The organism is Stenotrophomonas sp. Iso1, from assembly GCF_027497995.1.
GTDB lineage: Bacteria > Pseudomonadota > Gammaproteobacteria > Xanthomonadales > Xanthomonadaceae > Stenotrophomonas.
Window position 1 is genome coordinate 93,127 of the sequence record NZ_JAODBT010000002.1, and the last position, 20,361, is coordinate 113,487.

Annotated in this window: 17 protein-coding genes, 1 pseudogene and 1 riboswitch; of the genes and pseudogenes, 8 read left to right on the forward strand and 10 right to left on the reverse strand. The window is 64.2% G+C overall.

Features of this window, described 5'->3' with window-relative positions; translation table 11 throughout:
* Positions 1–158: 158 nt before the first annotated feature.
* Entirely contained in the window at positions 159–983 is an 825-nt protein-coding gene (locus tag PAN08_RS09435) for a hypothetical protein (protein ID WP_269791887.1), read from the reverse strand.
* Positions 984–1,134: 151 nt separating this feature from the next.
* Positions 1,135–2,028 (reverse strand): Hsp33 family molecular chaperone HslO, encoded by an 894-nt coding sequence (locus PAN08_RS09440; RefSeq protein ID WP_269791267.1) that lies wholly within the window; start codon positions 2,026–2,028, stop codon positions 1,135–1,137.
* Positions 2,029–2,101: 73 nt separating this feature from the next.
* Here PAN08_RS09440 and mtgA point away from each other — a divergent pair, with 73 nt between their 5' ends.
* From mtgA to PAN08_RS09455, 3 genes are read left to right on the forward strand one after another with little or no spacing between them, the layout of a single operon-like run.
* On the forward strand, positions 2,102–2,851 hold the full coding sequence (gene mtgA, locus PAN08_RS09445; RefSeq protein WP_269791268.1) for a monofunctional biosynthetic peptidoglycan transglycosylase: 750 nt from the start codon (positions 2,102–2,104) through the stop codon (positions 2,849–2,851).
* A gap of 27 nt (positions 2,852–2,878) precedes the next feature.
* A complete protein-coding gene (locus PAN08_RS09450) occupies positions 2,879–3,898 on the forward strand; it encodes a glycosyltransferase family 2 protein (RefSeq protein ID WP_269791269.1) in 1,020 nt (339 codons plus the stop codon).
* Positions 3,858–4,289 (forward strand): CBS domain-containing protein, encoded by a 432-nt coding sequence (locus PAN08_RS09455; RefSeq protein ID WP_269791270.1) that lies wholly within the window; start codon positions 3,858–3,860, stop codon positions 4,287–4,289. Before PAN08_RS09450 ends, PAN08_RS09455 begins: the two co-directional genes overlap by 41 nt.
* 19 nt (positions 4,290–4,308) lie before the next feature.
* On the opposite strand, the gene PAN08_RS09460 is transcribed toward PAN08_RS09455, so the two are convergent.
* The 4 genes from PAN08_RS09460 to PAN08_RS09475 form a co-directional block, all read right to left on the reverse strand.
* On the reverse strand, positions 4,309–6,279 hold the full coding sequence (locus PAN08_RS09460; protein WP_269791271.1) for an AsmA family protein: 1,971 nt from the start codon (positions 6,277–6,279) through the stop codon (positions 4,309–4,311).
* A gap of 130 nt (positions 6,280–6,409) precedes the next feature.
* On the reverse strand, positions 6,410–7,042 hold the full coding sequence (locus PAN08_RS09465; protein ID WP_269791272.1) for a hemolysin III family protein: 633 nt from the start codon (positions 7,040–7,042) through the stop codon (positions 6,410–6,412).
* A 151-nt stretch (positions 7,043–7,193) separates the two neighbouring features.
* Positions 7,194–8,798 carry a peptide chain release factor 3 gene (locus PAN08_RS09470; protein WP_269791273.1) on the reverse strand — a complete coding sequence of 535 codons (1,605 nt, stop codon included), beginning with the start codon at positions 8,796–8,798 and terminating at the stop codon, positions 7,194–7,196.
* Positions 8,799–9,086: 288 nt separating this feature from the next.
* The gene (locus PAN08_RS09475; protein WP_269791274.1) at positions 9,087–9,926 is read right to left on the reverse strand and encodes a M23 family metallopeptidase; all 840 of its coding nucleotides are present in this window, start codon (positions 9,924–9,926) and stop codon (positions 9,087–9,089) included.
* A gap of 119 nt (positions 9,927–10,045) precedes the next feature.
* Positions 10,046–10,165: riboswitch (SAM riboswitch) on the forward strand.
* Here PAN08_RS09475 and PAN08_RS09480 point away from each other — a divergent pair.
* The 3 genes and pseudogenes from PAN08_RS09480 (at position 10,159) to PAN08_RS09490 (ending at position 13,574) form a co-directional block, all read left to right on the forward strand.
* Positions 10,159–11,263: pseudogene (locus PAN08_RS09480) on the forward strand (homoserine O-succinyltransferase). (Overlaps the previous riboswitch by 7 nt.)
* Positions 11,260–12,510 carry an O-succinylhomoserine (thiol)-lyase gene (locus tag PAN08_RS09485; protein ID WP_269791276.1) on the forward strand — a complete coding sequence of 417 codons (1,251 nt, stop codon included), beginning with the start codon at positions 11,260–11,262 and terminating at the stop codon, positions 12,508–12,510. Before PAN08_RS09480 ends, PAN08_RS09485 begins: the two are co-directional and overlap by 4 nt.
* The gene (locus PAN08_RS09490; RefSeq protein ID WP_269791277.1) at positions 12,507–13,574 is read left to right on the forward strand and encodes a homoserine dehydrogenase; all 1,068 of its coding nucleotides are present in this window, start codon (positions 12,507–12,509) and stop codon (positions 13,572–13,574) included. Before PAN08_RS09485 ends, PAN08_RS09490 begins: the two co-directional genes overlap by 4 nt.
* A gap of 205 nt (positions 13,575–13,779) precedes the next feature.
* Here PAN08_RS09490 and PAN08_RS09495 read toward each other — a convergent pair whose 3' ends face one another.
* Together PAN08_RS09495 and PAN08_RS09500 are read right to left on the reverse strand one after the other, a co-directional pair.
* A complete protein-coding gene (locus PAN08_RS09495) occupies positions 13,780–14,661 on the reverse strand; it encodes a hypothetical protein (RefSeq protein WP_269791278.1) in 882 nt (293 codons plus the stop codon).
* 356 nt (positions 14,662–15,017) lie between these two features.
* Entirely contained in the window at positions 15,018–16,400 is a 1,383-nt protein-coding gene (locus PAN08_RS09500; protein WP_269791279.1) for an L-serine ammonia-lyase, read from the reverse strand.
* Between the two features lie 96 nt (positions 16,401–16,496).
* Between PAN08_RS09500 and PAN08_RS09505 the strand changes: the two genes are divergently transcribed.
* Complete coding sequence (locus tag PAN08_RS09505; RefSeq protein ID WP_269791280.1) at positions 16,497–16,730, forward strand: glutaredoxin family protein; 234 nt, start codon at positions 16,497–16,499, stop codon at positions 16,728–16,730.
* Positions 16,731–16,755: 25 nt separating this feature from the next.
* On the opposite strand, the gene PAN08_RS09510 is transcribed toward PAN08_RS09505, so the two are convergent.
* Entirely contained in the window at positions 16,756–17,418 is a 663-nt protein-coding gene (locus PAN08_RS09510) for a response regulator transcription factor (protein ID WP_269791281.1), read from the reverse strand.
* Positions 17,419–17,603: 185 nt separating this feature from the next.
* Positions 17,604–18,401, reverse strand: a complete 798-nt coding sequence (locus PAN08_RS09515) for a 3-hydroxybutyrate dehydrogenase (RefSeq protein ID WP_269791282.1) — start codon at positions 18,399–18,401, stop codon at positions 17,604–17,606.
* A gap of 114 nt (positions 18,402–18,515) precedes the next feature.
* On the opposite strand from PAN08_RS09515, the gene PAN08_RS09520 reads away from it, so the two are divergent.
* A complete protein-coding gene (locus PAN08_RS09520; protein ID WP_269791283.1) occupies positions 18,516–20,348 on the forward strand; it encodes a 3-hydroxybutyrate oligomer hydrolase family protein in 1,833 nt (610 codons plus the stop codon).
* Positions 20,349–20,361 lie beyond the last annotated feature (13 nt).

The following is a 20,361-nucleotide window of genomic DNA, read 5'->3' on the forward strand; positions in this document are numbered from 1 at the left end:
CAAGGCTAGGACCGATAGTACTTGCGACTGCAAATAAATTAAAGATTGGTTAATGATTGAGAAAAATTGCATCAAAATCGGCAAAGGCTTGATTTGACTGGCAGAAATGCAAAACGCCCCGTCAGGGGCGCCTTGGCACAAACATTTTGTAATTTAAATTACAGGTCCTGCTCGTAACGGACGTACGGGATTGCGCCGTCGTCATTGCTTTCGTTACGGGGAGAGAAGGGGTTTTTGCCGCGGGTGATGACGTTTTCGGCGCCGACGGTCAGCTGGCCGCTCCACGGGGTACGCCAGGTGATGCCCAAGCCGAGGCCTTCCCATTTGCCGCTGCTGCCGGGAGCGTCCACGACGCGGCCGATGACGTTGGCGCTGAAGGGCCCGTAGCCGCCGCCCACGCTCAGACTCTTGCTGTCCCACTGGTCGACGATTGCCGGTGAGGCATCGCTGAGCGGGACCAGGCGCGCCTTGGCGTAGGTGCCGCCGATGGAGACGAAGCCTTCGCGGCCGATGTTCTTCTGGCCGAATACGGTCAGATCGTTCTGCTCCATACGTGCGGTGCCAGTCTTGTTGCCGCCGGCCAGCCATGCAGGAAGGGTGTCGCGGCCGGTGCCGGCAGTGATGCCGACGCGCCCGCCGGGACGATTGAACGCGGTGGTGGCCGAGATATGGCGGCCGTCGGTATCGTCGTCATCGCCCAGACTGGCAAGCATGCAATGGCTGGCCAACCCGCCGATGCTGGTGCCACGGCTGCTGTTGCAGAGCAGGCCCAGCGAGTCGCCGGAAGACAGGCCAAAAGCGGCGTCCAGCGAGCTGCGGCCGAAGTTCCAGCGGGCGCCGGCACGTTGTTCGCCGGTCGGTTCCAGATAAAGGAGTGCTTCGACCTTGCCGCTGCCACGGTTCCAGACCGGAATGACGGTGCTGTCCACTGCCATCGGCTTGCTTTGCGCATGCACACCCGTGACCGCGCTCAAGGCGATCATCAGGGCAAGCGGTAGGCGCAGGAAGGCGTTCATGGACTCAATCAGACTCAGTACGCGCCAGGAAGTTCCCGGCGCATGAGGATTTGATCGTATGTCGTTTATGGTTTCTTAACAAGTCTTCGCCCTCCCCAGAACGCAACTCGTAAGGCCGTCACTGCAGCCGCTCTGGAGCGGGCTGATTGGCCGGTGTGAACGCAAACAATACGCCGAAATCAGTCAAAGGGAAGTGATATTCCTGACCGCAGAATTCGCAGCGCACGTCTACCTGGCCGGTGGCTTCGGCCGCCGCCCGGGCTTCTTCTTCGCCCAGCGACTGCAGCATCGAGCTCACCCGTTCATAGGAGCAGGAACAACCAAAGCGCAGCGGTTTGTCACCCATCAGCTCCGGGTGCTCTTCATGGAACAGGCGGTGCAGCAGTTCGCTGCCGGGCAGCGCCAGCAGCTCCTCCTGACCCAGAGTGTCGAACAGGGCGCCGATGCGGACCCAGCCGTCTTCGTCGCCGCTGTCGCCGGGCAGCTTCTGCAGCAGCAGGCCGGCGGCATGTTCGCCGTCGCAGGTCAGTAGCAAGCGGGTTGGGAGCTGCTCCGAATGACGGAAATAGTCCTCAAAGGCCTCGTCCAGGCTGTCGCCGCTCAGGTTTACCAAGCTCTGGTAGCGCTGCGGCTCACGGGGGTCCAGGCCGGGGTTTTCGATGGTGATGGCCAACAGGGCGCCTTCACCCAGTGCCTGCAGCGTGGGTGGGGCATCTTCGCCATCAGCCAGCTGCACGATGCCGCGCAGGGTGCCGGCTGAGGTGCATTCGGCGAAAAGTGCCCGCAGCGCCGAAGCGCTGCGCAGCTGGATCGATAGGCGGCCATCGACCTTGGTGTGGCCGGTGAACAGCGCCGAGGCCACAGTGGCTTCGCCCAGCAGGCGTGTGGCGGCGGCGGGGTAATTGCCGTGGGACAGGATTTCGCGCCAGCTTTCGCTCAGTCGTACGTGAACACCGCGCACGCCGGCGTCGGGAAGGAGGAAGCGGACAAGGAGGTCGGACGTATCAGTCATGAGCGGCATCTGCGCGAGGTGGGGCCGGTGCCGGATAATGCGCCGGACAGTGGAAGGTGCAAGGTGAAGATCAATGGGGGCGGAGCAGGCCAAGCTCAAGGCGGAGCCAGCGGTCAATTCAGGTCGCAAGCGGAACAGATGGCGATGGTTGCTGTGGGTGCCGGTATTGCTGGTGGCCGGCAGTGTGCTGCAGGTGGTGGTGCTGCGCTTCGTGGACCCGGTGGTCTCCACGGTGATGGTGTTTCGCCAGCTGGAAGCATGGGGCGAGGGCGATTGGAAGTTCCGGATTCATTACCAATGGCGCGATCTGGATGAGATGGCGCCAAGCGTGCCTATCTCATTGGTGGCCGCGGAGGACCAGCGGTTCCCGGAGCACAACGGTTTCGACCTGAAGGCCATCGAAAAAGCGCGCAAGCACAATGCCGATGGCGGGCGCCTGCGCGGTGCCAGCACCATCAGTCAACAGACCGCAAAGAACGTGTTCCTGTGGCAGGGGCGCAGTTGGCTGCGCAAAGGGCTGGAGGCCTGGTACACGGTGTTGATTGAACTGTTCTGGTCCAAGCAGCGGATTCTGGAGGTGTACGCCAACGTCGCCGAATTCGGTGATGGTGTGTATGGCGTGCAGGCCGCTGCGCAGCAGTACTGGCACAAGGACGCCGCCAGGCTGAGTCCGGCCGAGAGCGCACGGCTCGCGGCAGTGCTGCCATCACCGCGTCGTTACAACGCCGCCAAGCCTGGGCCGTATGTGCAGCGTCGTGCGACCTGGATCCAGCGTCAGGCCCGCCAGTTGGGCGGCGCGGGATACATCGACAATGCCGATTGATCCGGACGGCCTGCGTAGAATCGCCCTATGAACACGCGCGACCGCCTGACCCTTGTCATCACCGCTTTCAATGAGCAGGACGCACTGCCGTTGCTGCATCCACGGCTGTGCGCGCAGTTGGATGCGCTGGCGGAGATTGATGGCCGCATCCTGTATGTGGACGACGGCAGCAGCGATGCCAGTTGGGCGGTGATGCAACAGCTGGCGGCGAGCGATCCGCGTGTTGCCGCGCTGCGTCTGTCGCGCAATTTCGGCAAGGAGGCCGCGCTGACGGCGGGCCTGGATTTCATTGAGGAAGGCGCGGCCATCATGCTCGACGCCGATGGTCAGGACCCGCCGGAAATGCTGCCGCAGTTTGTTGCGCTGTGGCAGCAGGGTTATGACGATGTGTATGGCATGCGCATGGAGCGCAATGGCGATGGCTGGCTCAAGCGAGCCACCGCGTCGGTGTTTTATCGTGTGATCGGACGCCTGTCGAAAACGCCGATTCCCGCGGATGCCGGTGATTTCCGTCTGCTGTCGCCGCGCGCGTTGGCGGGCCTGCGGCAGCTGCGTGAACGTCAGCGTTTCATGAAGGGCTTGTTTGGCTGGGTTGGGCATCGCCGCGTGGCGTTGCCTTATCGGCGTGAGCGACGTGTGGCAGGGCGCAGCAAGTTCGGTTTCTGGAAATTGTGGAACTTCGCGCTGGAGGGCATCACCAGTTTTTCCACCGCGCCGCTGCGGGCGGCAACCTATCTGGGGCTGTTCACCGCCGCCGGTGCATTCGCGTTTGGCGCATGGGTGGTGTGCAAGGCAGCATTTTATGGCGACCGCGTAGCGGGCTGGCCGACGATGATGGCGGCGATCCTGTTCCTGGGCGGCGTGCAATTGATCGCGCTGGGCCTGATTGGCGAGTACCTGGGGCGTCTGTATATGGAAGCCAAGCAGCGGCCGCTCTACCTGGTCGACACCTGGTTGCCAGCGAACGTGGCAGTATCTGCCCCATCCGCCAGCGCAGGAGAACGCAATGCAGACCGTTCGACAGTTGCTTGGGGCCAAGTCCCCTGAAATTCATGCGGTAACGCCAGATGCGGCCGTCGTTCAAGCCATTCGGCTGATGGCTGAGAAAGGTATTGGTGCGGTGCTGGTGATGGACGGCCGGCGTCTGGTTGGCATTCTTTCCGAACGCGATTACGCACGCAAAATTGTGCTCAAGGACCGGTCTTCGGCCACCACGGCGGTGCACGAGATCATGACCTCCGAGCTGGTGACCGTGGCGCCCACGGTCACGGTGGAGCAATGTCTGGAGCTGGTGACCAACCGCCGCATCCGTCACCTGCCGGTCGTGGACGGTGACGACGTGGTCGGCGTGATTTCCATCGGTGACCTGGTCAAGGCCGTGATCGAGCAGCAGCGGCTTGAGCTGGGCCAGCTGCAGCAGTACATCACCGGTACCTGAGCCGCGGCGTTCGGCGGCACTACCTGGCGTAGCGGCCGCCGCAATCAATATCCTTGCCCGGGCCCGTCTCGATGGTGGCAAGCAATGCCGCCGGTGGCGTGATGCTGGCCAGCGTCAGCGCGATGGCGCCGCGTATGCCCAAGGCCTTGAAGTCGGGCCGGAAGGATGGGTCTTTGAAGCTGCCGCCGATGCGCAGCGGTGAGCGTAGCGCAAGGATGCTGATGTCCTTGGGCCGCGGGCGCAACAGCAGATCCAGTTGTTCCTGTTTGAGGTTGACCGTGCCTTCGCCCAGTACCAGTGTGTCGGTGGTATCGAAGGCCATTGCGCGTGTGCGCATCAGGCCGTCGCTTACGTCGAAATCGGCGAAGGCGCAGCGCAGCGGAATCTGGCGGTCACCGGTGAACAGGAACTTCACCGACTCGGCTACATCCAGACCGGCCAGTTCCATCAGCAGGTTGCCGATGTGGCCGCGACCCATGCCGATGGCCACGTTGCCATCGCTGCTGCCGAGCATGGCAGCCACGGAATTTCCATTGCCGCTCAGCCGCACTTCGCCGCTGATACCGCCGGATGCCTGTTCGGCCAGTTTTGCATCGGGAAACAGTTGGCCGAGCTGCACGTTGCGCAGACTGGCGTTCAACGTGGTGGCAATCTGAGGGCGGCGTGCATCCATGCGGATGTTGCTGCGGATGTTGCCGCCGGCCACGCCGAAATCCAGTGGTTCCAGCCGCAGCAGGCCGTCATCGAGCATGAGATGCGCGTCCATGTCGCCCAATGGCAGTGATGGCGAATTGATGCGTTGGGCCTTCCAACGCACGTCGGCATCCATCGCGCGCAGCTTGCTCAGGTCGTAGGCCTTGTCCGGCAATACCGTGGGTTTGGCGGCCAGTTGTGCTGCCTGGGCCTTCTGTTGGGCGTTGGCTGATTCGGCGCCGCCGGTCTTGGGGGGCGCGCCGACGAAGCCAGCAAGATCATCGAAATCCAGTCGGCGTGACAGCAGGTTGGCAGTGAGCCTTGGACGCTCGCCAGCCACATCAATCTGCACATCGCCAGACAGGTCGCTGTCACCGAAGCGACCACTGAATTTTTCGTAGTGCCATATCTGGTGGTCGCGCTTGAGTTGGCCGTCCAATTGATACGGCGGCGAGGACGGGATGGCGATGCCGATCAATGGGTACAGGTCTTCCATGTCCTGGCCACTGAGGCGAAAGCGCAGGTCGAAAACCTGCAGCTGGAAAGGGTTTGTCAGCGTGCCACTGGCGATGGCGCGGGTGGCGCCGGCGCGGGCATCAAGATGGATGCGGAAAGGGGCGGCGCTGTTGACCAGCTCCAGTGGCGATTCGGTATCGCCATGCAGGGTGAAGGTGGCGCCACGCCATCGGCCTTTGCCCTCCACCAGGATCGGCGGTGCGGTGTCGGCCTGTTTCGCTTTCCCACTCTGTAGGTGCAGTTGCACATCGGTGCGGCCGGCTTCATCAAGAAACTGCAGTGTGCCGTTGTCGATGCGCAGGCGCTTGAGCTGCGGAGGCTCGCCGCCGCCATTGCCGAGAAAGTTCCAGTTGCCAGATATGTTCTTGTCCGGAGAGGTCTGTAGCAGCACATCAGGGCGGGTCAGGCGTATTTCAGGCAACTGCACGCTGGCGCGCAGCAATGGCCACAGGCGGATGTCGATCTCTACCCGTTCGGCACTGGCCATATGAGGCGCTTTGGCCCAACTGGCGTTGGCGAAGGTGATGGCATCGGCACGTACGGTGGTGGTGCGGCCGAGATCGACATCCAGATTGCCGATGTGCAAGGCACGGCCGGTGCGGGCCTGCACGGCACGTTCGACGGGGCCTTTGAACCAGTTCCAGTCCCAAAGCAGGATCAGCGCGATGATCGCGGCGGCCAGCAATGCCAAGACGGCGAGCCAGCGTTGGCCGCGTTTGCCAGGGCGTTTGAAGCGCCAGCGCGACGCGCGCGACGTGGCGTGAGCAGAAGAAGTATTCACGCGCCCATGGTTGCCTGACGGCAGTGCAGGGAGTGCGAAGCGTTCATTGGCGTGATGTGCAGGTTCCGTTGCCGGAGCGTGTTGCTGCAGCAGTGCAAGCGGCGGCTTGGGCCGCCGGTGCCGTGACGACTCAGAGGATCTGCGCGGTCACCGAGACGAAGTGGCAGACGCTGCCGGCAATCACGAACAGGTGCCAGATTGCATGCGAATACGGCAGTTGTTCGCGGTGATAGAACACGGTGCCCAAGGTGTAGAAGAGGCCGCCAGCAAACAGCCAGCCGATGGTCCAGGCATCCAGCGAGTTCCACATCGGCTTGATCGCCACCATAACCAACCAGCCCATCGCGATATAGATGGCGGTGGAGAGTTTCTTGAAGCGGCCGGTGTAGAACAGCTTGAACACCACGCCGAACAGCGCCAGTGCCCAAATGCCCGCGAACATGCCCCAACCCCAGGGTCCGCGCAGGCCGATCAGGGTGAACGGCGTATAGGTGCCGGCAATCAGGATGTAGATCGCGCAGTGGTCGAAAATCTTCAGCCGGCCTTTGACCACCGGATGCTGGATGGCGTGGTACAGGGTGGAAGCGGTGTAGAGCAGCAGCAGTGCAACGCCGAAAACGATGGCGCTGGCCAGTTGCCAGCCATCGCCGTAGATCGCAGCCAGCGTAATGAGCACGGCGCCAGCGGCCAGTGCAGTGACAGCGCCCAGACCGTGGGTCAGGGCGCTGGCGATTTCTTCCCGGATGGAAGCAGTAGCGGTCATGTAGGAAATGCCGCGGGCTGGGGGGTGCCCGGTGCCGCCTATTAAAGCAGGAACCGGTGAGCAGAAAACAGGAGCCTGCACGAAGATGCGGCCAACGCAGGGACTTGATGGGTCCCTGCGTTCACTGATTGCTGCTTTGCAGGTGACGGGCTTAAGAGACCGAAACCGTATGCGCCGCTTCGCGGGTTGCGGAGAAGCGCACGTCCGGTGCGCGTTCCTGGGCCAGCTGCAGGTTGACGCGGGTCGGGGCCAGATACACCAGGTGGCCTGCGGCATCGATGCTGAGATTGCTGGCGTTTTTCTCGCGGAATTCCTCCAGCTTCTTGGCGTTGTCGCAGGAAATCCAACGGGCGGTGGTCACCGACACGGGCTCGAACACCGCTTCCACACCGTACTCATCCTTCAGGCGGTACGCGGCCACATCGAACTGCAGCACACCCACCGCGCCCAGGATCAGGTCGTTGCTCATCAGAGGGCGGAAGAACTGGGTAGCGCCTTCCTCCGACAGCTGGGCCAGGCCCTTCTGCAGCTGCTTGAGCTTGAGCGGATCCTTCAGGCGTGCGCGGCGGAACAGTTCCGGGGCGAAATTGGGGATGCCGGTGAAGGTGACGGCTTCACCTTCGGTGAAGGTGTCGCCGATGGAGATGGTGCCGTGGTTGTGGATGCCGATGACATCACCCGGCCATGCTTCGGCGGCAATTTCACGGTCACTGGCCATGAAGGTCAGCGCATTGGCCAGCTTCATCTCCTTGCCGGTGCGGACATGGAAGGTCTTCATGCCGGCAGTGAATTTGCCCGAACACACGCGCATGAACGCCACGCGGTCGCGATGTAGCGGGTCCATGTTGGCCTGGATCTTGAAGACGAAGCCGGTGAGCTTGTTTTCCTGGGGGGCGATGTCGCGGCCGGTGGTGGCGCGCGTCTGCGGCGATGGCGCGTGCTCGACGAAGAAGTCCAGCAGCGGCTGTACGCCGAAGTTGTTCACACCCGAGCCAAAGAACACCGGGGTTTGCACACCGCGCAGGTAGGCATCCTTGTCGAACGCATGGCTGGCGCCCTGCACCAGCTCCAGTTCATCGCGCAGGTCGGCGAGCATCTTTTCGCCGATCTTTTCGGCCAGGCCGGGCGAGTCGATGGACGGGAAGATGGTGGAATCCTGGCGGGTGAAGTTGCGGCCCACTTCGTACAGATGCACTTCGCCGGTAAGCAGGTGCACCACGCCCTTGAGGCGCTGGCCCATGCCGATCGGCCAGGTGACCGGGGCGCATTGGATGCCGAGCACGGTCTCCACTTCATCCAGCAGATCGATCGGGTCTTTGCCCTCGCGGTCGAGCTTGTTGATGAAGGTCATGATGGGGGTATCGCGCAGGCGGCAAACCTCCATCAGCTTGATGGTGCGTTCTTCCACGCCCTTGGCCACGTCGATGACCATCAGCGCCGAGTCCACGGCGGTCAACACGCGATAGGTGTCCTCGCCGAAGTCGGCATGGCCGGGGGTATCGAGCAGGTTGATGATTTTGTCGTCGTACGGGAACTGCATCACCGACGACGTGACCGAGATGCCGCGCTCCTTTTCCAGTGCCATCCAGTCGGAAGTGGCGTGCCGGCTGGTCTTGCGCGACTTCACCGAGCCGGCCATCTGGATTGCGCCGCCGAACAGCAACAGCTTTTCGGTCAGCGTGGTCTTGCCGGCGTCAGGGTGGGAAATGATGGCGAAGGTGCGGCGACGCGCAGCTTCGGAGGCGACTTCGGACATGGCAGTCGCGCCCGCTTGGGCGCATCAGAAACGAATGAACCGGCGATTATACCTGTGGGCAGGCCAGCGGCGAGGGTGGGCGCCGGGTAGCGCTGCGCCGCACCCGGCGGGAACGGGTGGGCAATTTCCGTGGTTTGGGCTGTATTCGTTGCTGAAATGCCAGCAACTCCCCAACACATACCTTGGAAGATGCTTGAGAGACAGCTGCCAGCCCGGTCGAAACCCCGCAGTGCTCGGCGATGCCCGGCTGGGCTTCATCGATAACGCCCTGCGCATCCTGGTTGCCCGCTACCGACTGGCAGGCTGTTCAGGGGTTTCCCTTGGAAACTGCAGCTCACCGCGTTCACTGCGCATGCGGAAACGGAGCGAAGTCAGCGTCAGGCCGGTGTTGGCCTGTATCGCGAAGTGCAGGTGTGGGCCGGTGCTGTTGCCGGTATTGCCCGAGGCGGCGAGTGCTTGGCCAGCTTCCACGGATTGGCCCGGGCGCACCTGCAGGCTGCCTGCCTGCAGATGTGCGTACAGCGCCATGCTGCCGTCGCGATGCAGTACCCGCACCAGGCAGCCCAGGTCCGGCGCGTTCTCCACTACTTGCATGACCTTGCCGGCGCGCGCGGTCAGTACCGGTGTGCCTTCGGCCAGGGGGAAATCGACGGCGTTCAGATTTTGCGTGTCGGTGTGGCTATAGCGTCCGCCAAAGGCTTGGCTGACCCGTACCGGTTGGCCGCGGAAGGGCAGCTGATACACAAAGTCGTCGGGCCGGGCGGCGGGGTCGCCGGGGAAGGCGTCGAGCAGTAACCGCGTCGGGCCGCCATCGGCAGGCAGCCAGAGCAGGGTGCGTTGTTCACCGGGCATCAGCAGAGCCGGGGACGGCAGTGTTTCCTGCAACGCGGCACTTTGGCCGTGCAGGCGTACCTGTACCGGCCCGGCCAGCAGGTTGGTGGCGATGGCGGCATGGCCACCGGCGCGCGGCTCCAGATTCAGCTTGGCGAAGGCGGGGCTGGTGGGCACGCGTGCTGTCGCGGCGCTGTTCAACCCCCAGCTTTGCCGCCAACGGGCGCTGGGGGCGGCGTCGGCAATGGCCGGGGTGACCAGCACGGCTGCAAGAGTTAGTAAGGAGAGAGCGCGCACGGTGCTTACGGTGACATGACAGGGCTGCGATTGTGCCTGTTTGGTTGCGCCTGAAATTGTTCCATCGCTTTATCCGAATAAAGAGATTGACACTGATGCGGCGCGCTGGCATCGTAGCGCCACCATCGAGACCGGCAGAGGGACAGGCCCTTTGAAGCCGGGGCAACCAGCAGACGCGCAAGCGCCTGTGTTTGGTGCCAAATCCTGCGGGGACCACGTGTCCGCCGAAAAGATGGTTCGTTACGTGCATCGCACGGCGAACACGGGCTCCGCGAAGCTCGATGGCTGCTCCTTATCGGGATACCGCCATGAGTTTCGCCACTGCAATTGCCGCCCAAGAGTTTCCTGCTGCTTCCTTCGATAACGCCGAGCGGGCGGTCACCGCCGTGCGCGGTGAAGTGGAAGTGCGGGTGGCGATGCGTCACGCAGGACAGCGTTTGCTGCGCCTGCGCTATGAATTGGTCGGCGCTGCCGGCTTGCCGGTGGTGCTGGTGGCCGGCGGTATTTCCGCACACCGTCATATCGCGTCCAACACGGGCTTTGCCGAGAAGGGCTGGGCCGAGGGCCTGGCCGGCTTCGGCCGCGCGCTGGACCCACAACGCCGTCGCCTGCTTGGTTTCGATTTCATCGGTGCCGATGGCGATCTCGATGTGCCGATCGACACCGCCGATCAGGCCGACGCCGTCGCCGCGTTGCTGGATGCCTTGAACATCGAGCAGCTGCACGGCTTCGTCGGCTATTCCTACGGCGCGTTGGTGGGCCAGCAACTGGCCGTGCGCCACCCGCAGCGCCTGGCAAAACTGATTGCCGTCAGCGGTGCGCATCGTCCGCATCCGTATGCCTCGGCATGGCGCGCGCTGCAGCGCCGTGCGGTGGCGCTGGGCCAGTTGCAGTGTGCCGAATCGCATGGGCTGGCATTGGCGCGACAGTTCGCCATGCTCAGCTACCGCACACCGGAAGAATTCGGCGAACGCTTCGACGCCGCACCGGAAGTGGTCAATGGCCGCGTGCGCGTGGCTGCTGAAGATTATCTCGACGCGGCGGGTGCGCAGTACGTCGCCCGGACCCGCGTCAACGCTTACCTGCGTCTGTCCGAATCCATCGACCTGCACCGCATTGACCCGGCCGCTGTCAGCGTGCCGACGCTGGTGGTCGCGGTGGAAGGCGATCGCCTGGTGCCGCTGTCCGACCTCGTCTCGTTGGTGGAAGGCCTGGGCCCGCGCGGCAGCCTGCGCGTGCTGCGCTCGCCTTACGGTCACGACGCCTTCCTGAAAGAAACCGATCGCATCGACGCAATTCTTGCCAACGCCCTTCGTCTGCCTGGAGAAACTGCATGAGCCTGTCCCCCACTTCCGATATCTCCTGCAGCCGCGCCACGGCGGCCGTGCGTGCCGGCATTGATCGCGATACCGCCTATGGCGCGGTGACGCCGCCCATCGTGCTGTCGTCAAATTTCAGCTTTGACGGCTTTGGCAACAAGCGCCAATACGACTACACCCGCAGCGGCAACCCCACTCGCGATCTGCTGGGTGAAGCCCTGGCGGAACTGGAAGGCGGCGCCGGTGGCGTGATCACTGCGACCGGTATGGGCGCGATCAACCTGGTGCTCAACGCGTTGTTGGAGCCGGGCGACCGTCTGGTGGTGCCGCACGATGCGTACGGCGGCAGCTGGCGCCTGTTCAACGCGCTGGCGACCAAGGGCCATTTCGAGCTGATCACCGCTGATCTGACCGATCCGCGTTCGCTGGCCGATGCGCTCGCACAACAACCGAAGCTGGTATTGATCGAAACCCCATCCAACCCGTTGCTGCGCATCACCGACCTGCGCTTCGTGATCGACGCTGCGCACAAGGCTGGCGCCAAAGTCGTGGTGGACAATACGTTCCTGTCCCCGGCACTGCAGACTCCCATCGCCTTCGGTGCCGACGTGGTGCTGCATTCGACCACCAAGTACGTCAACGGCCATAGCGATGTGGTCGGCGGCGCGGTAATTGCACGCGATGCCGAGGTGCACCAACAGTTGACGTGGTGGGCCAACGCGCTGGGCCTGACCGGCTCGCCGTTCGATGCGTTCCTGACCCTGCGCGGTCTACGTACACTGGATGCACGCCTGCGCGTGCATCAGGAAAACACGCAGGTGCTGGTTGACCTGTTGGCCGCCAGCGACGTGGTGGCCAGTGTCTATTACCCAGGGCTGGAATCGCACCCGGGGCACGCGGTGGCCGCGCGTCAGCAAAAGGGTTTTGGCGCGATGCTGTCGTTCGAGCTGGTGCCGAGCGAAGGCGAAGATCCGCACGCGGTAGTGCGCGCCTTCCTTGATGGCCTGCATTACTTCACCCTGGCCGAGTCGCTGGGTGGTGTGGAAAGCCTGGTTGCGCACCCGGCCACCATGACCCACGCCGCAATGACTGCCGAAGCACGTGCCAACGCCGGCATCAGCGATGGTCTGCTGCGCCTTTCGGTGGGCATCGAATCCAGCGCCGATCTGCTGGGTGATCTGCAGGCCGGCCTCGCCCGCGCCGCGCAGGTGGTTGCTGACATCCAGGCTGGCAAAGCCGAGTGTAAAAAAACGGTGGATGCATGAGCGCCCAGCTGCGTCCGTTGGAAGTCCCGCAAACCCGGCTGGTGCTACTCGGCACCGGCACCGTGGGCTCGGCGTTTGTCGCGCGTTATCAGGCGCTGCAATTACGGCAGCTGTCGTTGCCGCAATTGCATGTGGTGGCCAATTCACGCATCGCTTTGGCTTGTGACGATGCGCCGGCTGCCGCGCTGTCGGCGGCGCGTAGTGCGCAGCCGCACGCAGGCGAACCGGTACATCGGCAGGAAGTCGGGCGCCTGAGCGCGGGCGATATCGTGGTCGATGCCACCGCCAGTGAAGACGTGGCGGCCGATCATGCGCATTGGCTGGGGCAGGGCATCCATGTCGTCACCGCCAACAAACTGGGCAATGGCACGGCGTTGTCCCGCGCGCGCGGCATTGACGCGGCAGCCAGCGCTGGAAAGTCGCGTTACGGCGATGCGGCGACGGTTGGTGCGGGTTTGCCGCTGTTGCGCAGCATCCGCGCGCTGGTGGCCGGTGGCGACCATGTACATGCCATCGAGGGTGTGCTGTCGGGCTCGCTGGCGTGGTTGTTTGATCGCTTCGACGGCAGTACGCCGTTTTCTGCCTGCGTGCGTGAGGCCGCAGCGGCCGGTTACACCGAGCCGGATCCACGCATCGATCTGTCCGGTGAAGATGTGCGCCGCAAGTTATTGATCCTGGCCCGTGCAGCTGGTGTGGCATTGGAGGCAGAGCAGGTCAAGGTGGACTCGCTGGTGCCAACGGCACTGGCTGCATTGCCTGCCAGTGACGTGAACGCTGCGCTGGAACTGCTGGACGCGCCGTTGCAGGCGCGTGTGTTGCAGGCACGGGAGCAGGGTTTGAAGTTGTGCTTTGTCGGTCGCTTGGATGCGGAGGGTGCAAGCGTTGGGCTGCGGGCCTTGCCGGCGGATCACCCGCTGGCGGGTGGCCGCGGTACCGACAACCGTGTGGCGATCCACAGCGACCGTTATTGCACGCAGCCATTGTTGATCCAGGGCCCGGGTGCGGGCGCGGAAGTGACGGCCGCAGCGCTGTTGGATGACGTGCTGGGCATCGTCAATCGCTGAAGCGCGGCGTGGCGCACAGGCATGTAGCCTGGGTAAGCGAAACGCATCTGGGAAATGCCTGCGTTCTGCATTTTTGTTGGTCAACCAACACCCAACCCCGGGAGTATTTTGCCTGCCGGGGTGACGGGGTGATGCGGCTTTTGGTGGCCGTTACAACAGTCGGCGCCGCGATGCGTGTTGCTTCAATCGCAATAGTCCAGCTGCCTCAGCGCCGGTCAAATTTTTCCGCAAGATAGCCTTGGACCTCGGCGCGGGTCATGCGAGCTCCTTCGTGGTTGACCACGCTGAAGTCCACGCCGTTTTCCCAGAGCTGGGGAGCTGTAAGTACGGCGATGTCCTTCGATGCGGTTTTGGTCTGAAGATCAAGCAGGTAGTGGTTGAAGCCGGCCTCACGCAGCCATGCGTCGTAACTGGAGTCGTGGTCGGTGGCGAACTGGACCTGATAGTTGCACTCCTCGCGATCGGGCGAGGGGCGGAGATCACAGCGGGCATCCCAATCGTGCAGGCCGATCCACGCGTCAGGCTCCATCTGTCGCTGTGCGCCGGCTGCCCAGAGTGCCACGCACATGCTTGCGCATTGCGATTGCACACGAACGACGAGGTTGCGGCGGCGGATCATCCGCGCCGCTTCCAGTCCCGGACCGGCGTAACCGCCGCCGCTGGTGATGTCGATACGTTGCAATGACGGGTTGGCTTCCAATGCGGCGCGCAGATCAGTGGCGAAATTCGCGCCGACACTGCCTTCAATGCGCAACACGCTGCCTTGCTCCTGCACCACCATGCGGGCTTCATCCGGGGCGGTCAGCGTGGTGGCCTTCTCGCCCTGTATCACCATGGCTCCGCGCTTGGCGGCAGGAGGTGTGGCGGGCGGGGTTTCGGATTCGACCGCCGTTGCGGTGGCTTCGGAATCTGCCGGTGCTGGCTTTTTATTGCCAAGAAACCAGGCGCCAATTACCAGCGCAATTGCTGCAAACGCGAGCTTGCCCAGACTGAGGCCGCCAGAACGCGGTGCGGGGCGTGGTGCAGGCCGCGCAGGCCGCATAGGTGGCGCGGGTGGTTGCTCGCTGGGTTCCTGTTCGGTTTGCATCCGTCCCCCTGACGTTCCTTCGTGTGGCGGGATTCTGTTACGCCTGGTTGGGCGATTGCAATACGTGGTGGCCGGCGCGCGGTGAGGTTGCAGGGAGGGCTGGTGGTTCGTTGTGCTGTAGTGCCGCGGGTACGTAGCAGGGCGCCGCCGGGAGAAGACTCCAGCGCTCTATAGGGCCGCTTTTGGGTGTTGCCAATGGCGCCATAGCGCGTGTGCGGTCAGCGCCAGCATCGATGGCGCCTTCGGCGGGCGCCGCTGTCCAGTAATGATTCCAAAGCGTGCTGGCGGTAAGCCACAGCAGCAGGAGTGCGAGCAGATGCCAGCCCCATCGGGGCCAGCGTCTGCCCGTTGGCGCATCAGCACTCGATGACGTTGACGGCAAGGCCGCCACGGCTGGTTTCCTTGTACTTGTCCTGCATGTCGCGGCCAGTGTCGCGCATGGTCTTGATGACCTTGTCCAACGACACCTTGTGCTTGCCGTCGCCACGCATCGCCATACGGCTGGCGTTGATCGCCTTCACCGCGCCCATCGCGTTGCGCTCGATGCAGGGAATCTGTACCAGCCCGCCGATCGGGTCGCAGGTCAGGCCGAGGTTGTGCTCCATGCCGATTTCGGCGGCGTTTTCAATCTGTCCCGGATTGCCGCCCAGTGCGGCCATCAGGCCACCGGCAGCCATCGAACAGGCCACGCCCACTTCGCCTTGGCAACCCACTTCGGCGCCGCTGATCGACGCGTTTTCCTTGTACAGAATGCCGATGGCCGCAGCGGTGAGCATGAAATTGAAGATGCCCTGCTCGTTGCTGCCGGGGCAGAAACGGTCGTAGTAATGCAGCACCGAGGGAATGATGCCGGCCGCGCCATTGGTGGGCGCGGTGACGACACGGCCGCCGGCGGCGTTTTCTTCATTCACGGCCAGGGCGTACAGGTTCACCCAGTCCAGCGTGGTCAGCGGATCGCGCATGGCCGCTTCTGGGCGCTCGGACAGCTCGCGATACAGCGCGGGTGCGCGACGGCTGACGTTGAGCCCGCCGGGCAGGGTGCCTTCGGAGCGGATGCCGCGGGTCACGCAGGACTGCATGGCGTCCCAGAGTTCGCGCAGGCCGGCACGGATCTCATCCTCGCTGCGCCAGCACTTCTCGTTTTCGAAGATCATCTGGGCGATGCTCAGACCACTGCGCGCGGCCTGCGCCAGCAGCTCGTCGCCGCTTTTGAACGGGTAGGGCACCGGCGTCTGGTCGGGCACGATGCGGTCGTCGGCGGCGTCGTCCTCGTTGACCACGAAACCGCCACCCACCGAGTAGTAATCGCGCGTGGCGATGATCTGGTCATCGGCGTCATAGGCGGTGAAGCGCATGCCGTTGGTGTGGTACGGCAGTTTCTGGCGCTTGTTCATGGCCAGGTCGCGCTTCTCGTCGAAGGCAATCTCGCGCTGGCCCATCAGGTTGATGCGCTTGCTGGAACGGATGCGCTCCAGCGCGGCAGGAATGACGTCCGGGTCGATCTCGTTCGGGCGGTGGCCTTCCAGGCCCAGCAGTACCGCTTTGTCGGTGCCGTGGCCACGGCCGGTGAGGGCCAGCGAACCGAACACCTCGGCGCGGATGCGCACCACGTCCTGCAGGCGGCCCGGATCCAGCAGCCAGCGGTGCACAAAGCGCTCGGCCGCGCGCATGGGGCCCACGGTGTGTGACGAACTCGGGCCGATGCCGATCTTGAACAGGTCGAACGTACTGACGGACATGCGTATTTCTGCGGACTGCGTAGAGAGGCCGCTATTCTACGGGCTCGCCGCCGCTGGCCTTGCCTGCAGCGCAGCATTCCCCCGGTGGAGCAAAGAATGAGCGGATTGGTTCTGTATCAGCGCGACGACTGCCATCTGTGCGATCTGGCGCTGGCGGTGTTGGCGCAGGCCCGGGCCCCGGAGTTCGACAGCGTGTTCATCGACGAGGACGCCGTGCTGGAAGACCGCTACGGCGTGCGCGTGCCGGTGTTGCGCGATGGCACAGGCCGCGAGCTGGATTGGCCGTTTGATGTGGCACAGCTGAGCACGTGGTTGGGTGGCGGGTACTGACGGGCGCTCTGCGTCTGCGTCGGGCTCAGACCACCTGACGGGCCGGATCGCTTAGTTCCAGCTCGCGCAGCACCACGCTGGCCTGGGTACGGTTGCGCACGGCGAGGCGCTCGAAAATTGCCGACAGATGCGCCTTGACGGTGCGTTCCTGAACGTCCAGCCGGTCGGCAATCTGCTTGTTGAGCAGACCTTCGGCTACCAGCACCAGCACGCGGAACTGTTGTGGCGACAAACTGGCCAGACGCGCGGCCAGCTCGCTGTCGTGGCGCGAGGATTGTGCCCGGGTCACCGAGGCGCGCAGCGACGCCGGCAGCCATTGCTCGCAGGCCATCACGCAGCGAATGGCGTCGTGCAGTTCGTTCAACCCGGAACTCTTGGGCAGGTAACCGGCAGCACCGTGATCGAGCGCGCGGCGGACCACGCGCGGGTCGTCATTGGCCGAGACCACGATCACCGCCACGCCCGGGTGTTGGGCGCGGATGGCGGCCAACCCCGCCAAACCGTGGTTGCCGGGCATGTGCAGGTCCAGCAGGATCAAGTCGGTGTCCGGCGCGGCATCCAGCGCGGCCAGCACGCCCTCCAGTGATTCGGCCTCCCGCACCTGCATGCCGCTGACCGCATCGCTTGCCGCTTGACGCAAGGCAGCGCGGAACAGGGGATGGTCGTCGGCGATCAGCAGGCTTGGCATGTAGGGCAACAATGGGTGAACAGGGGTGAGTAGAGGCCGAAGCAGGCGTAAAGGCAACAGGCCAGAAATGAGCGGGCGGGTTGGGAGTGAGTGAAGAAGCGAGATGCGTGAGAGAAAAGCGAAACTCAGCTTTGGCTCCCGCTTCTGCTCTGGTCTTCCCTCACGCCGCTCCGCTCACTGCAGCATCACTGCGCTGTCCACGCTCCATCCATCGGCAGGGCGGCGCCGGTGACGTTGTGGGATTCGCGACGACACAGCCACACCGCCATCGCAGCGATGTCCTCGGGCAGCGACATGCGCAGGCTCGGTTGCTTCTCTTCGAGCAGGGCTCGCACGCCGTCTTCGCGGCTGCCGCCATTGCGATGGGCCTGGATCTGCGGCTCGATCAGCGGGGTTTCCACCCAGCCGGGGCAGATGCAATTGACGGTGACGCCACCGCTGTCGCGGCTACCGGCGGCGGCGTATTCCAGCGCGGCAACCTTGCTCAAGCCGACGATGCCGAACTTGCTGGCCACATACGGTGCCTTGTTCTTGGACGCCACCAAGCCATGCACCGAGGCGATGTTGAGCACGCGGCCGTAACCGCGTTCGGCCATGCCCGGCAGCGCGTGCTGCATGGTATGGAAGGCCGCGCTGAGGTTGATGGCGATGATGTCATCCCACTTCTGCGCGGGCTGTTCGGCCAGCGGTGCGGCGTGCTGGATGCCGGCGCAGTTCACCAGTACATCAATCTGGCCCCAACTTTGTACCGCTTCGAGCATGCCGTTGATCTGGTCGGGTTGACGCAGGTCGGCGTCGAAGTGACGCGCCTGGCTGCCGGCGTCGGTGACGCTCTTGAGCGCGGCGTCGATCTGTTCGTCGCTGCCCAGTCCATTGATCGCAACGCGTGCGCCCGCTGCGGAGAGGGCTTGGGCAATGGCCAGGCCGATACCGGAGGTACTACCGGTTACCAATGCGGTGCGGCCTTGCAGAAAGCGGTCCATGGGGGACTCCATAAAAACGTGGGGAAGTGCAGGGAACGTAGCAGCCAGCGTGCTAAAGGCGTGTGGTACCAAAGTACGATGAGCCGGCCCGGGTGCCTCTGCTAGGGTGCGCCCATGAGCCAATCCCTATTGCGCGCCGCCTGCGGCCTATTCGTCGGACTGAGCCTGGCCTCCTGTGCCAGCGGCCCAGCCTCCAAGTCCGTGGAGCCTTCCATGTTCAGCAACGAACTCCGCAGCGATCATCGCGGCAGCGACGATCTGCTCACCGCCGGGCTGGGCTTGACGGGTCTGCGCAGCATGGCGCCACCGGCCTTCGCCGATCCCAACGCACCGACGGTGGAAGAGCTGCGCCGACGCGCGCTGTGGGGCAGCTGGCGCGGCATTGCCGATCTGGCTCCGGGCGGTGGTTATGGCGAGGTGTTCGGTAGCCTGGCAGCGGCGCCGGGGCGCGAATATTCGGCCTATGCACGGTTGCCCGGCGCCAAACAGCCCCACCGCGTGCTGACGCAGGTGCCCGACAACTTCGATCTTGAAAAGCGCTGCGTGCTGGTCGCACCGGCCTCCGGCTCGCGCGGCATCTACGGTGCGGTATCGGTGGCAGCGGCCTGGGGCCTGCCCAAGGGGTGTGCGGTGGTCTACACCGACAAGGGCGCGGGCAGCGATTATTACGATCTCAATGCGCAGATGGGGGTGCGTGCCAACGGCACCGTGGGTGCATTGGGCGAGGTCGCCGACCTGGCCTTCGTGCCGGATGCACCCGTCAACGCGTCGGGCGTGGCGTTCAAGCATGCGCACTCCAAGGACAACCCGGAAGCCGACTGGGGCCGCCATGTGAAGCAGGCGGCCGAGTTCGCACTGTTGGCGCTGGAGCAGGCCTATCCGCAGGCAGCGCCCTTCACCTTCGACAACACCCGCATCATCGCCGTGGGCATTTCCAACGGTGGCGGCGCGGTGCTGCGTGCCGCCGAGTTGGAAGGCGACTGGCTGGATGCAGTGGTTGCCGGTGAGCCCAGTATCTATTCCGATGGTCCGGGCGCCCGCGCCCTGTACGACTACACCACCGAGGCGGCGCTGTTGATGCCGTGCGCGCAGCTGCATATGAGCAATCTGCCCCAGCCACCGATGACTGCTGCCTTGCAGGCGGGTGCCGCAATGCGTTGCGCCGCGTTGGCGGCCGAGGGTGTCATCAGCGGCGCTACCCCAGCAGCGCAGGCCAAGTCGGCTTACGAACTGATGATGAGCAAGGGCTGGACCGACGAAGCGTTGCGTGCCGGTGCCTTGTCCACCGGCTTCGACCTGTGGCGTGCCATCGCCGCAACCTATGCATCGGCCTACGGCCGTTATGGCGTGGGCGAGCATCCGTGCGGCTTCAGCTTTGCCGCGCAGAACCCCGACTTCTCGCCGCGCGCCTCTACTGCCGCCGAACGCGCGGCATGGATATCCGATGGCAGCGGCATTCCGCCGGGCGCGGGTGTGGGCTTGTTGGACAGCAAGGTGCAGCTGCCGGATCTGACCTACGCTGGCCTGAAGTGCCTGCGGGGTTTGTGGGACGGGCAGAGTGAGGATGCCAAACGCGTGCAGGCCGGGATCCAGGCCACCCGCGCCGGGCTCCCGCGCAAGGGGCTGCCGGTGATGGTGATTCACGGCACCGACGATGGCTTGATTCCTCCGGCCTTCAGCAGTGCGCCGTATGCCGCTGCAGCAAACGCTGCTGGGCGCGAAGTGAGCTACTGGCAGGTGCGCCATGTGCAGCACTTCGACGGATTCCTCGGCCTGCCGGATTACGGCGCGCGCTATCTGCCGCTGCTGCCGTATGTGTATGCGGCGCTGGATCGTGTGCAGGCGCGCTTGGATAATGGTGCCGCGTTGCCGGCCAGCGCGGTGATTGCCACCACGCCGCGTGCAGGCAAGCCGCTGACGGCGGAGCATTTGGCAATGCCGCGTTGACCCATTCGCCTTG